9 protein-coding genes are annotated in these 13,103 nt (G+C 72.2%); 4 read left to right on the top strand and 5 right to left on the bottom strand.

The window, feature by feature from the left end; genetic code table 11:
- Positions 1-105: 105 nt before the first annotated feature.
- The gene (locus tag ACZ7MF_RS21140) at positions 106-1,719 is read left to right on the top strand and encodes an alpha/beta hydrolase (RefSeq protein ID WP_471478470.1); all 1,614 of its coding nucleotides are present in this window, start codon (positions 106-108) and stop codon (positions 1,717-1,719) included.
- A 59-nt stretch (positions 1,720-1,778) separates the two neighbouring features.
- Here ACZ7MF_RS21140 and ACZ7MF_RS21135 read toward each other — a convergent pair whose 3' ends face one another.
- Both ACZ7MF_RS21135 and ACZ7MF_RS21130 read right to left on the bottom strand, forming a co-directional pair.
- Positions 1,779-2,804 (bottom strand): NAD-dependent epimerase/dehydratase family protein, encoded by a 1,026-nt coding sequence (locus tag ACZ7MF_RS21135; RefSeq protein WP_471478468.1) that lies wholly within the window; start codon positions 2,802-2,804, stop codon positions 1,779-1,781.
- Between the two features lie 70 nt (positions 2,805-2,874).
- A complete protein-coding gene (locus tag ACZ7MF_RS21130) occupies positions 2,875-3,597 on the bottom strand; it encodes a lysophospholipid acyltransferase family protein (RefSeq protein WP_471478465.1) in 723 nt (240 codons plus the stop codon).
- 215 nt (positions 3,598-3,812) lie between these two features.
- Here ACZ7MF_RS21130 and ACZ7MF_RS21125 point away from each other — a divergent pair, with 215 nt between their 5' ends.
- Together ACZ7MF_RS21125 and ACZ7MF_RS21120 are read left to right on the top strand one after the other, a co-directional pair.
- Positions 3,813-5,282 (top strand): helix-turn-helix domain-containing protein, encoded by a 1,470-nt coding sequence (locus tag ACZ7MF_RS21125; protein ID WP_471478462.1) that lies wholly within the window; start codon positions 3,813-3,815, stop codon positions 5,280-5,282.
- 276 nt (positions 5,283-5,558) lie between these two features.
- Entirely contained in the window at positions 5,559-8,759 is a 3,201-nt protein-coding gene (locus ACZ7MF_RS21120) for a M28 family peptidase (protein ID WP_471478459.1), read from the top strand.
- A gap of 101 nt (positions 8,760-8,860) precedes the next feature.
- On the opposite strand, the gene ACZ7MF_RS21115 is transcribed toward ACZ7MF_RS21120, so the two are convergent.
- On the bottom strand, positions 8,861-10,375 hold the full coding sequence (locus tag ACZ7MF_RS21115; RefSeq protein WP_471478456.1) for an MFS transporter: 1,515 nt from the start codon (positions 10,373-10,375) through the stop codon (positions 8,861-8,863).
- A 141-nt stretch (positions 10,376-10,516) separates the two neighbouring features.
- Between ACZ7MF_RS21115 and ACZ7MF_RS21110 the strand changes: the two genes are divergently transcribed.
- A complete protein-coding gene (locus ACZ7MF_RS21110) occupies positions 10,517-10,975 on the top strand; it encodes an RpiB/LacA/LacB family sugar-phosphate isomerase (RefSeq protein ID WP_356863950.1) in 459 nt (152 codons plus the stop codon).
- A gap of 43 nt (positions 10,976-11,018) precedes the next feature.
- Here the strand turns inward: ACZ7MF_RS21110 and rocD are convergent, their stop codons facing one another.
- Together rocD and ddaH are read right to left on the bottom strand one after the other, a co-directional pair.
- Positions 11,019-12,242, bottom strand: coding sequence for an ornithine--oxo-acid transaminase (gene rocD, locus ACZ7MF_RS21105; protein WP_471478453.1), 1,224 nt, complete (start codon positions 12,240-12,242; stop codon positions 11,019-11,021).
- Positions 12,239-13,078: a dimethylargininase gene (gene ddaH, locus ACZ7MF_RS21100; RefSeq protein WP_471478451.1), complete on the bottom strand. Its 840-nt coding sequence runs from the start codon at positions 13,076-13,078 to the stop codon at positions 12,239-12,241. Before ddaH ends, rocD begins: the two co-directional genes overlap by 4 nt.
- Between the last annotated feature and the right edge of the window lie 25 nt (positions 13,079-13,103).

Here is a 13,103-nt window from a genome sequence, read left to right as displayed (position 1 = left end):
CTCCGTTTATCGGATTGGCAAAGAAGTAGTACTGGCCCTGTTCTCAGGAAACCCACAGCGGCGAGGATCCCCGTACTTGTCGCGAACACGTACGGGGAGGGCCACTTGAGGAAGAGCAGCATACGGCGGAGGGCGACCGCGTTCGGCACGGCCGGAGCGCTGGTCACCGCCACGCTGATAGCCGGCGCGGTCGCGGCACCCGCCGCGAGCGCCACCCCGGCCGACGGCCACGGGCACGGGCGGGGCTGGGACCGGGAGGCGCGCGGTGCCGCCGTCGCCGCCGCCCGCGCCGCCCGGGCCGGCATCGACTGGCAGGACTGCGCCGCCGACTGGAACCTGCCCAAGCCCATCCAGTGCGGCTACGTCACGGTGCCGATGGACTACGCCAAGCCGTACGGCAAGCAGATCAAGCTCGCCGTCGACCGCATCGGCAACACCGGCACCAGGAGCGAGCGCCAGGGGGCGCTCCTCTACAACCCCGGCGGCCCCGGCGGCTCCGGCCTGCGCTTCCCGGCCCGTGTCACGAGCAAGAGCGCGGTGTGGGCCAACACGGCCAAGGCCTACGACTTCGTCGGCTTCGACCCGCGCGGCGTCGGCCACTCCGCGCCCATCTCCTGCGTCGACCCGCAGGAGTTCGTCAAGGCGCCCAAGGCCGACCCCGTGCCCGGGTCCGAGGCCGACAAGCTCGCCCAGCGCAAGCTCGCCCGCGAGTACGCCGAGGGCTGCTTCGAGCGCAGCGGCGACATGCTCCCGCACATGACCACGCCGAACACCGCGCGCGACCTCGACGTCATCCGCGCCGCCCTCGGCGAGAAGAAGCTCAACTACCTCGGCGTCTCCTACGGCACCTACCTCGGCGCCGTCTACGGCACCCTCTTCCCGGACCACGTCCGCCGCATGGTCGTCGACAGCGTCGTCAACCCGTCCCGCGACAAGATCTGGTACCAGGCCAACCTGGACCAGGACGTCGCCTTCGAGGGCCGCTGGAAGGACTGGCAGGACTGGGTCGCCGCGAACGACGCCGCCTACCACCTCGGCGACACCCGCGCCGAGGTCCAGGACCAGTGGCTGAAGCTGCGCGCCACCGCCGCGAAAAAGCCGCTGGGCGGCGTCGTCGGACCGGCCGAGCTGATCTCCTTCTTCCAGAGCGCCCCGTACTACGACTCCGCCTGGGCGCCGACCGCGGAGATCTTCAGCAAGTACGTCGCCGGTGACACCCAGGCGCTGGTCGACGCCGCCGCACCGGACCTCTCCGACACCGCGGGCAACGCCTCCGCGGAGAACGGCAACGCCGTCTACACGGCCGTCGAGTGCACCGACGCCAAGTGGCCGACCAACTGGCGCACCTGGGACCGGGACAACACCCGGCTCCACCGCGACCACCCGTTCATGACCTGGGCCAACGCCTGGATGAACCTGCCCTGCGCCACCTGGCCGGTCAAGCAGCAGACCCCGCTGAACGTGAAGACCGGCAAGGGGCTGCCGCCGGTCCTGATCGTCCAGTCCGAGCGGGACGCCGCCACCCCGTACGAGGGCGCCGTCGAACTGCACCAGCGGTTCAGGGGCTCCCGGCTCATCACCGAGCGGGACGCCGGCTCGCACGGCGTCACCGGACTGGTCAACCCGTGCATCAACGACCGGGTCGACACCTACCTGCTCACCGGCAAGGTGGACGCCCGCGACGTGACCTGCGCGCCGCACGCCACGCCCAAGCCGTAACCCGGCGCACACGAAGGGAGGGGGCGGCCGGTCCGACCGGTCGCCCCCTCCCCGTGTCGCTACCGCCCCTCGGCCCAGGCGTCCTCCGCCGCGTAGTCGAAGAGGTCGCCGTACGCCTCGAACATCTTCGGGTAGGCCTCCCGCCAGTCCCGCCCGGCCAGCCGCTCCTCGATGAAGGCCACCGTCTCCGGCAGGGCGTCGGCGTACCGGACCACCGGACGATAGCCCAGCTGCTCCCGGGCCGCGTCCATGTCGCACACCACGGGCGCGGGCACGGTCCACGGAGTGTCGCCCACGCCGTCCACCGGCGGGCCGTCCAGCAGTACGTCCTGCGTCTCGACGCCCATCACCGCGTCGATGGCCGCCGCGATCTCCGCCACCGTCGGGGCGTCCGGATCCACCGCGTTCAGGACGCGCGTGCCCGGCCGCGGGGCGGCCAGCCGGATCAGCTCGGCGATGTTGCGCACGCCCGCCGGGTGGAAGCGGCTCGCACCGCCGTACGCGAGCACGCGCCGGCGCCTGCCGTCGAGGTTGCGCTTGACGAAGTACAGCTCGCGCGGAGTCCGGCAGTACGGGCCGTGGATCGCGCCCGCCCGCAGCAGTGTCACCGGCAACCGGTCGCCCGCCGCGAGGAGTTCCCGCTCCAGCGCCGCCTTGCCGGTGCTGTACGAGCCGTCGCCCGGGCGGACGGTGCGCTGCGCCTCCGTGATCGGCACCGGGTACGCGGGGAAGCCGTCGGGCTCGGCCTGGGTGTCGAAGTTGCGGCCCCTGTCGTCCTCGTAGACCGAGACGCTGGAGATCACCACCGCCGAGCCGACCCGCCCGGCGAGCGAGACCAACTGCCGCGCCTCCCGCTCCCCGTAGGCCACCATGTCCACCAGGACGTCGCAGCCCTCGCCCACCGCCGCCGACAGCGCCGCGTCGTCCTCCCGGTCGGCGCGTGCCACCCGTACGTCCTTTGGCCACCGCGCGTCCCGGTCGCCGCCCCGCGAGACGGCCGTCACCTCCCAGCCGTCCCGGGCCAGCGCGTCGACCGCCGCCCGCCCGATCTGTCCCGTCGCCCCGATCACCACTGCACGTGTCATACGGCGACGGTAGGCGCCCGGCCGCCCGCCGGGCACGCCCTTCTGCCGACGGCAGAGGGGGCCGTCCCGGCTAGCGGTGCGGCAGCCGGGGGAACCTGCGGCCCTGTGCCGCCCGCTCGGCCTCCTCGGCCTTCACGTCCGCCGCGTACCGGTCGACGTACTCCTGACCGGAGAGGGAGAGGATCGCGTAGACGATCTCGTCGGTGACGGCGCGCAGCACGGCCTTCTCGCCCTCCATGCCCGCGTAGCGGGAGAAGTCGAGGGGTTCGCCGAAGCGGATGACCACCGGGTGCAGCTTCGGGATCTTCCGGCCCGGCGGCTGCGCCTCGAAGGTGCCGATCATCGCGCACGGCACGACCGGCACTCCGGCCCTGAGCGCCATCACCGCCACACCGACCTTGCCCTTGTACAGCCGGCCGTCGTGCGAGCGGGTGCCCTCCGGATAGATGCCGAGCAACTCGCCCCTGCCCAGCACGCCGAGCCCCTCGCGGATCGCGGCCTGCCCCGCCTCCTTGCCCGAGCGGTCCACAGGGATCTGCCCCGCGCTGCGGAAGAAGAAGGCGGTCAGTCTGCCCTTCAGGCCCGGCCCGGTGAAGTACTCGGCCTTGGCCAGGAAGGTGATGCGGCGCTTGAGCACCGCGGGCATGAGGAAGTGGTCCGAGAAGGAGAGGTGGTTGCCCGCGACGATGGCAGCCCCCGCCCCCGGCACGCGGTCGAGCCCCTCGATCCGGGGGCGGAAGACGACCCTCAGCAGCGGGCCCAGCAGTACGTACTTGAGCACGTAGTAGAACACGGTGTGTCTCCCAGTTCTCCGGGCTCCCGGCCGGTCGTCCGCGGCCGGTGATCGATCGTAGCCCGACCTCGCCGAAACCGGCCGGGACCGGTTCGGCCGCTCTTCGGTCAACTCGATTGACGCGGCACCGCCGCTCCTCTGTGCTGTCCGGTAGTGGAGGCGCGAAGCCCGGGCGGCGCACGGCCCGCGGCGGGGCGCGACCGGGGGGAGGGCGGATGACCGGTTCATCGGCACGGGCGGCCGGACCTGCACGGGCGGCACGGGCGACAGGACCGGCGGGGGCGGCCGGGGCTCCGTGGGCCGAGTTCGGGCGGCAGTTGCGCTCCCTGCGCAGGGCGGCCGGACTCACCCAGCTGCAACTCGGCCTGCGCGTGGGCTACCACCACTCCGCCGTGAGCAAACTCGAGGCGGGCCTGCGCGAACCGCCCGTGGGGCTGGTGCGAAGACTCGACGCGGTGCTGGAGACGGGCGGCGAGCTGGCCGCGACCGTCGCCGCGCCGCGCGAGGTGCCGCCCGGACCGGGCCGCTTCCCGGCCGACCCGGCGCTGTTCACACCGCTGCCCGGCGTGGACGCCCCCGTGGGGCAGGGCGCGCCGGATCCCCGGATGTGGCCCGCGCGGCTGCCCGCCGAGGGGCTGGCGTGTCCGCTGCACGGCACCGCGGGGTGCGCGGTGCCCGATCCGGGTGAGTTACCGGCGCTGCTCGACGGGCCGGGTCCGGCGGGCGGTCCGGCCCCGTCGTGGGGGACCGGCGCCACAGCGGCGGTCGCCGAGACGGAGTTGCTGCACGGCCTCACCGCGGTGCTCGCCTGCCTGATCCGGGAGGCGTTCGGGCACGAGGGCCGCGTGACGGCCGTCGAGGGGCTGCTGCGGGCCCTGGCCCGCTGGGCGGGCGAGGTCAACTCCGCCGGGCGGCTGCCCTACGGGCAGTTGCGGCTCGGCGCGCAGTACGCCCAGGTCGCCGGCCGGCTGCGGATGGAGCGCGGGCAGATCGGCGTGGCCATGGCCTGGTTCGGCCACGGACTGCGCTGGGCGGACGCGGTCCAGGACGCCTCGGCCCGCGCGACCCTGCTCAGCGACATGTGCACCCTGGTCCGGCTCGACGGGGACCCCTCCCTGATGCTCGGGTACGCGCAGGGCATCGGCGCGGTGGACGCCCGACGCCGGTGGATGGCCACCCTCTCGGACCTCTATCAGGCGCGCGGCCACGCCCTGGCGGGCGACCCGGCGGCGTGCCGTCGGCACATCTCCCTGGCCCGGCGGGGCTTCGCCCGCCTCGGTCCGCAGGACCACCTGGAAGCGCCCTGGATGGCCGGGGCCGAGGGCGCGATGCGGGTGGACTCGGCTATCGGCGGCGCCCTGCGCGACCTGGCCGTCGCGACCGGCGACCGGGCGGCGGCCCGACGCGCGGTCGACGCCACCGCACGCTCGCGCGCACAGGTGCCGCCCCAGATGCGCGGTGCCCGCCTGCTGCTCACCCTGCGTCTGGCGGACAGCTGGGCGTGTGCGGGCGATCCCGGCGCCGCCGTCGCCCTCGCCTCGGAGGTCCTGCCGGAGGCGGTGCGCTCGCGCGAGTCGATGGTCACCGCCGAACTGCGCGGCCTGCACAGCCGGCTCACCGGGCAGTGGGCCGACCTGCCGGAGGTCAGGGCCTACCGCGAGCGGCTGCTGGACGCGGGGGAGTGAGACGGGGGAGGGCTCCGGATGCGCACGGGGCAGTGAGGCACGCGGCACCTCCGCGACGCGCACGCGTACTTGCCGGATTTTGACAGGTCTGGACCAAGCCCGCGGAGCCGTTGAATCCGGGGCGGCGGGGTGTGAGGGTTCCGCCAGCCCGCGACATGACATGCAAATGACACCCAAAGGTTCGACGGACGCGTCTCCGCACCCCAGGCTGCGCGTCCGGCATGTCGTGGCCCGGGCCGGCCCGCAAGGAGCCCCCCACTCTCACAAGGAGCCACGATGCTCAGACAGACCGCGGTGGCCGGGACAGTCCTGGCCATGACACTCGCAGGGGTGGTGGTACCGACCTCCCTCGCCTCGGCCTCGGAGCGGTCCGCGCCCTCCGCGGCGGAACCCAGTCCCGTCGAGAGGGCCGTGGCCGCGGCCGACCAGGCCGTACGCAGCGGCCTGGACGCCCTCGTCGCCGGCGGCCCCGACGAGCAGTACGACCGCCACCAGGTCACCCCCTGGGACAAGAACCTGTTCTCCGTCGCCTACGAGCGCACCTACAACGGCCTGCCGGTGGTCGGCGGCGACGCCGTCGTCCTCGCCGACGGCAAGGGCAGGGTCCGCGCCGTCCGGTCCGCCACCGAGGCCGCGATAGCCGTACCCACCGAGGCCGGTATCAAGGCCGGGCAGGCGGTGAAGACCAGCCGCGAACGGCTCGCGAACGTCGACAAGGTCGACTCCAAGCGCCTGGTGGTCCGCGTCAAGGACGAGGTCCAGACCCTCGCCTGGGAGACCGTGCTCGTCGGCACGACCACGGACCATGTGCCCAGCAAGCTGCACGTCTTCGTCGACGCCCGCACCGGCAAGGTCGTCGACAGCTACGACGACGTGAAGGCCGGCACCGGCCACAGCGAGTGGAACGGCCCCGACCCGCTGACCATCGACACCTCCCGCTCCGGCAGCCAGTACGCCCTGCGCGACACCACCCGCCCCGGCCTGCAGTGCTCGGACTACAACGGCGGCCTCTTCACCGGCCCGGACGACGACTGGGGCACCGGCAACGCGGCCAGCCGTGAGACCGGCTGCGTCGACGTCATGTACGCGGCGCAGAAGGAGTCGGACATGCTCCGCGACTGGCTCGGCCGCAACGGCCACAACGGCAACGGCGGCAGCTGGCCGGTCCTCGTCGGCCTCAACCAGCTCAACGCCTACTGGGACGGCTCACGCGTCACCATCGGCCACAACAGCGCCAACAAGTGGATCGCCGGCATGGACGTGGTGGGCCACGAGTTCGGCCACGGCATCGACAGCTACACCCCCGGCGGCGCCAACCACGAGAGCGGCCTGGGCGAGGCCACCGGCGACATCATGGGCGCCCTGACCGAGGCCTACGCGAACCAGCCGGCCCCGTACGACACCCCCGACTTCACCGTCGGCGAGGAGATCAACCTCCAGGGCCGCGGCCCGATCCGCAACATGTACAACCCCCAGCTCGTCAACAACGACCCCAACTGCTACTCCTCCGCCATCCCGCGGACCGAGGAGCACGCGGCCGCCGGGCCGATGAACCACTGGTTCTACCTGCTCGCCGAGGGCTCCAACCCCGGTGGCGGCAAGCCCTCCAGCCCCACCTGCGACGGCAGCCGGGTGACCGGCATCGGCATCCAGAACGCCGGAAAGATCTTCTACGGCGGGATGCTGCTCAAGACCAGCGGCATGACCTACAAGCGCTACCGCTCCGCCACCCTCACCGCGGCCAAGAACCTGGACGCCTCCTGCGACCTGTTCGACGCCACCAGGGCCGCCTGGAACGCGATCGACATCCCGGCCCAGGGCGGCGACCCGACCTGCACCCGGCAGGAGACCGACTTCTCGCTGGCCCTCAGCCCGGCGAGCGGCAACGTCGAGGCCGGTTCCGCGGTCGACGCCACGGTCAACACCACCACTGTCACCGGCAGCGCCCAGCAGGTGTCGCTGACCGCCACCGGCACCCCGCCCGGTGTCAGCGTCTCCTTCAGCCCGTCGACGGTCACCTCCGGCTCCAGCTCGACGATGCGTGTCTCCACCACCTCGGGCACCGCCGCCGGAACCTACTCGCTCACGGTCAAGGGCACGGCGGGCAGCAAGAGCCACACCGCCCAGTACACCCTCACCGTCGGCGGCGGCAACAACCCCGGCACGCCGCCCGACGTCGACGTCGCCCAGGTGCAGGCCCACCTGGCGCAGTTCGGCTCGATCGCCGCGCAGAACGGCGGCAACCGCCGGTCCACCGGCTCCGGCTACGACGCCTCGCTCTCGTACGTGAAGGGCAAGCTGCAGGCGGCCGGCTACACCGTCACCGAGCAGACCTGCACCTCCGGCTGCTCCGCCGGCGCGGGCAACAACCTGATCGCCGAGTGGCCGAAGGGCGACGCGAACAGCGTCTACATGTTCGGCGCCCACCTCGACGGCGTCTCGGCAGGACCCGGCATCAACGACAACGGCTCCGGTTCCGCCGCGCTCCTGGAGACAGCGCTGACCCTGGCCGAGCAGAATCCGACCATGGAGAACCGCGTCCGCTTCGCCTGGTGGACCGACGAGGAGCAGGGTCTCAACGGCTCCGACTTCTACGCCCGGAACCTCTCCACCACCGACCGCTCCCGGATCAAGGCGTACTACAACTTCGACATGGTCGCCTCCGTCAACGGCGGCTACTTCATCAACAACCTGTCCTCCTCGGCCTCCGCCCCGATGCGGGAGTACTGGACCTCCCTCGGCCTCGCCCCGCAGGAGAACGTCGAGGGCCAGGGCCGCTCCGACGACTACTCCTTCCAGCAGGTGGGCATCCCGACCTCGGGCTACGCCACCGGCGCCTCCGCGATCAAGTCGTCCTCGGAGGCCGCCAAGTGGGGCGGCACCGCGGGCCGGTCCTACGACCCCTGCTACCACTCCGCCTGCGACACCACCGCCAACATCAGCGCCACCGCGCTGAACCGCAGCGCCGACGGCATCGCGTACACGATCTGGAAGACCGCCGTCGGAGACGCACCGAACCCGCAGGACGACTTCTCGATCTCCGCCAACCCGTCCTCGGGCACCGTCGACCCGGGCAGCTCCGCGTCCGTCACCGTGAACACCGCCACGACCGGCGGCGACGCGCAGAACGTGCGGCTGTCGGCGTCCGGCGCGCCGACCGGTGTGAGCGTCGGCTTCAGCCCGGACTCGGTCACCTCCGGCCAGTCCTCGACCGCCACGGTCCAGGTCGCCGCGGGCACGGCCGGCGGCACCTACACCCTGACCTTCACGGGTGCGGGCACCGTCACCCACACCACCACGTACACCCTCACCGTGTCCGGCGACGACGGCGGTGAGACCACCTGGCAGCTGGGAGCCACCTACGCCGCCGGTGACGTGGTGAGCTACGACGGCGTCAGCTACCGGTGCATCCAGGGCCACACCGCCTACCCCGGCTGGGAGCCGCCGAACGTCCCCGCCCTGTGGCAGCGCCTGTGACACGCGGCTGAGAAGGACGTCTGACACGCCTGACACGCCGACGGGCGGTGAGGTTCGCACCGAACCCCACCGCCCGTCGGCGCGTGCCCGTGACCGCGGCGTCAGAACTTCGGCGTCGGGGCCTGCGCCTCCACCATCTCCGCCGCCTCCTCCTCGGTCTGCACCGAGGGCGGGGAGCCCGCCAGCGGCTGCTGGGCCGTCTCCTTCATGCAGGCCACGGCCACCACACCGATCAGGGCCGCCGCCATCGAGTAGTAGGCGGGCATCATGTCGGAGCCGGTCACACTGATCAGCGCGGTGATCACCAGCGGCGTGGTCCCGCCGAACAGCGACGCCGACAGGTTGTAGCCGACCGACAGGGACCCGTACCGCACGTTGGTCGGGAACATCGCCGGGAGCGCCGCCGACATCGTGCCCAGCAGACAGACCAGCGACAGGCCGAGCATCAGCATGCCGCCCGAGACGGCGAGCAGACTGCCCTCCTGCACCAGCACGAAGGCCGGTGCGGACAGCACGAAGAACCCGATCATGCCGGTCATCAGGACGGGCTTGCGGCCGAAGTGGTCGGACAGCCGGCCGACCTGGTTGATGATCAGCATCAGCAGCACCATCGTCGCCACCAGGATCATCAGGCCGTGGCTCTCGCTGTAGTCCAGCTCGTCCGACAGGTACGTCGGCATGTACGACAGCAGCATGTAGTCGGTGATGTTGTAGGCGCCGACCAGCGCGATGCACAGCACCAGCGCCCGCCAGTGGGTGCGGAAGATCTTGGCGAGGTCGCCCCGGGCGGTGGTCTCCACCGCCGTCGCGGCCTCCGAGACGTGGACGTTGGAGTCCTCCAGCTTCAGGTACGCGGGCGTGTCGTCGAGCCGCAGCCGCAGATAGATACCGATCATGCCGAGCGGAAGCGCGGCGAGGAACGGGACGCGCCAGCCCCAGGAGTCCATGCCGTCGCTGCCCAGAACCGCGGTCAGCGCGGTGACCAGGCCGGCGGCGGCGGTGTACCCGGCCAGCGTTCCCAGCTCCAGGAAGCTGCCGAAGAACCCGCGCCGCTTGTCCGGCGCGTACTCGGCGATGAAGGTGGACGCACCGCCGTACTCGCCGCCGGTGGAGAAGCCCTGGAGCAGGCGGAACAGGATCAGCAGCAGCGGCGACCAGAAGCCGATGGAGTCGTAGCTGGGGATGAACCCGATGGCGGCCGTGCCGATCGCCATGAGGATCATCGTCAGCGCCAGCACCTTCTTGCGGCCGATCTTGTCGCCCATCGGGCCGAAGACCATGCCGCCGATCGGCCGCACCAGGAACGCCACGGCGAACGTGGCGAACGAGGAGAGCAACTGCGCGGTGTCGCTCCCGGACGGGAAGAACACCCGGCCGATCGTGCCCGCCAGATAGGCGTAGATGCCGAAGTCGAACCACTCCATGGCATTGCCGAGAGAGGCCGCCTTGACGGCACGCTTGACCGCGGCCTCGTCCGTGACGGTGATGTCCGACCGGCGCAGCCGGGGGTTCTGCCGGCGCTTGATCGCCCGGAAGAGGGCGGGGTGGCGGCGCACCGCCGCGGCGTCGGTCTCCGGTCCGTTCTCGGTGGGGGACGTGGCGGCCTCCCTTTCCACGCGCAGACACTCCGGTCGGAGCGCTGCTCGGTCGTACGTCTCTCAGCTCGTACCCGTTCCCCCGATCATCGTGGGTATGGTCGTGACTTCGGTCATGTGACTGGGCCGATGAGGTGAGCCACCGGTGAGTACGCTTCGCACATGCGTATCTCCGTCTCCTCCGACATGGACGAACCCGTGGCCCGGCTCCTCGTCGAGGAACTGCGCGCCCGCGGCCACGAGGTGCACGCGCACGGCGCACTGAGCCCCGGGGCGGACCCGCGGTGGGCCGCCTGTTCCGAGCGGGCGGCGCGCGAGGTCGCCGAGGGCCGGGCCGACCAGGCCGTCGTGTGCTGCTGGACCGGCACCGGCGCGTCCATCGCCGCCAACAAGGTGCCGGGCGTCCGCGCGGCCCTGTGCACCGACGCGTACACCGCCGACGGGGCCCGCCGCTGGAACGACGCCAACGTGCTCGCGATCGGCCTGCGGCTGACGTCCGGGCCGCTGCTGCGCGAGATCCTCGACGCCTGGTTCGCGGGCGGTCCGAGCGAGGACGCCGAGGACCGGGACAACGTCGCCCACGTGGAGCGGCTCGACGAGGACCGCCGAGCCGCTCGGTGAACCCCGCAGGGCCGGTCAGGAGGTCAGGACCTCGCAGGGCCGGTCAGGAGGTCAGGACCTTCTCCAGCGTCCCGAGGGCGCCCGTCAGCTCCTCGGCCGTGACGGTCAGCGGCGGGGCCAGGCGGATCGTGGAGCCGTGGGTGTCCTTGACCAGGATGCCCTCGCGCATCAGCCGCTCACTGATCTCGCGTCCGCTGCCCAGTGCCGGGTCCACGTCCACGCCCGCCCACAGCCCCCGCGCCCGGAAGCCGACGACGCCCCTGCCGACCAGGGCGGCCAGCCCCTCGCGCAGCACCGCGCCCAGCTCGGCCGCCCGGCGCTGGAACTCGCCGGTCTCCAGCAGCTCCACCACCGCCGTGCCCACCGCTGCGGCCAGCGGATTGCCGCCGAACGTCGAACCGTGCTCGCCCGGATGCAGCACACCCAGCACGTCACGCCGGCCGACCACCGCCGACACGGGGACGATGCCGCCGCCCAGCGCCTTGCCGAGCAGCACCACGTCCGGCACCACCGACTCGTGCCCGACGGCCAGCGTGTGCCCCGTGCGGCCCAGGCCGGACTGGATCTCGTCCGCGACGAACAGACAGCCCTTGCGCCGGGTCAGCTCCCGCACCCCGGCCAGATAGCCGTCGTCCGGGATCAGCACGCCCGCCTCGCCCTGGATCGGCTCGATCAGCACGGCCGCCGTCGTCTCGTCGACCGCCGCCTCCATCGCCGCGAGGTCGTTGTACGGCACGATCCGGAAGCCCGGGGTGAAGGGGCCGAAGCCGGAGCGGGCACTCTCGTCGGTGGAGAAGCTCACGATCGTCGTGGTACGGCCGTGGAAGTTGTCCGCCGCGACCACGATCGTCGCCCGGTCGGCCGGGACGCCCTTGACGTCGTAGGCCCACTTGCGGGCCACCTTGATGCCGCTCTCCACCGCCTCCGCGCCGGTGTTCATGGGCAGCACCATGTCCGTGCCGGTCAGGGCGGCCAGCCGCTCGGCGAAGCCCGCGAGCCGGTCGTTGTGGAAGGCGCGTGAGGTGAGCGTGAGCCGGTCCAGCTGCCGGTGGGCGGCCTCGATCAGTGCCGGGTGGCGGTGGCCGAAGTTGAGCGCCGAGTAGCCGGCCAGCATGTCCAGGTAGCGGCGGCCCTCGACGTCCTCGACCCAGGCACCCTCGGCGCGGGCCACCACGACGGGCAGCGGGTGGTAGTTGTGCGCGAGGACGGGCTCCTCCGCGCGGATCAGTTCCTCGGAGCCGCGGTCGGTGCGGGCGGGTGCGGTCATGAGCGGGTCTCCCGGATCTCCTGGGTGCAGCACTTGATGCCGCCACCGGCCTTGTGGAACTCGGACAGGTCGACGGGGACCGGCACGTAGCCGAGACCGTCGAGTCGCTCGGCCAGCCCCCCGGCCTCCGGAGCGATGAACACGTGCCGTCCGTCGGACACCGAGTTCAGCCCGAACGCCAGCGCGTCCTCGCGGGTGGCGAGCACCGCGTCCGGGTAGAGCCGCTCCAGCACCTCGCGGCTGCCCGGCGAGAAGGCACCGGGGTAGTAGGCGATGTTCCCGCCGTCCGCGTCCGACCCCTCCTCCAGCACGAACAGCGCCGTGTCCAGGTGGTAGAAGTACGGGTCCACGAGGGTCAGCGAGATCACCGGCACGCCGAAGAACTCCTGCACCTCGCGGTGCGCCGCACGGGTGGTGCGAAACCCCGTGCCGGCCAGGATCCAGCGGCCGGCCGGCACCAGGTCGCCCTCGCCCTCGCAGACCGACTCGGGATGGTGGACCTCGAAGCCCTCCGTCTTGAACCACGCCTCGAAGGGCACGGACTCCGGACGGCGCTCGGGCGCGTGGAAGAGGGAGCCGAAGACCCGGCCCTCGACCACGACCGCGCAGTTCGCGGCGAAGACCATGTCGGGCAGGCCGGGGACCGGCGCGACGGTGTCCACGGTGTGGCCGTGGGCACGGTAGGTGTCGACCAGCGCCTGCCACTGGTCGAGGGCGCGGATGACGTCGACCGGTCGGCCGGTGCTCATCCACGGGTTGATCGCGTACTGCACGGCGAAGTGTCTGGGTTCGCAGACCACGAAGCGCCGCCGGCGCGGCACACGGGATTCGGTCACAGAGGGGTACCTCCGCTTTTCACGG

The sequence above is a fragment of the Streptomyces sp. NPDC111628 genome (assembly GCF_055635195.1).
This window is presented reverse-complemented; position numbering and strand designations above follow the sequence as displayed.

What these genes read in the sequence shown, in the direction of transcription:
- ACZ7MF_RS21135 (WP_471478468.1), bottom strand. Translation starts at nt 2,804, where the DNA reads ATGACACGTGCAGTGGTGATCGGGGCGACGGGACAGATCGGGCGGGCG.
- ACZ7MF_RS21125 (WP_471478462.1), top strand. Translation starts at nt 3,813, where the DNA reads ATGACCGGTTCATCGGCACGGGCGGCCGGACCTGCACGGGCGGCACGG.
- ACZ7MF_RS21120 (WP_471478459.1), top strand. Translation starts at nt 5,559, where the DNA reads ATGCTCAGACAGACCGCGGTGGCCGGGACAGTCCTGGCCATGACACTC.
- ACZ7MF_RS21110 (WP_356863950.1), top strand. Translation starts at nt 10,517, where the DNA reads ATGCGTATCTCCGTCTCCTCCGACATGGACGAACCCGTGGCCCGGCTC.
- rocD (WP_471478453.1), bottom strand. Translation starts at nt 12,242, where the DNA reads ATGACCGCACCCGCCCGCACCGACCGCGGCTCCGAGGAACTGATCCGC.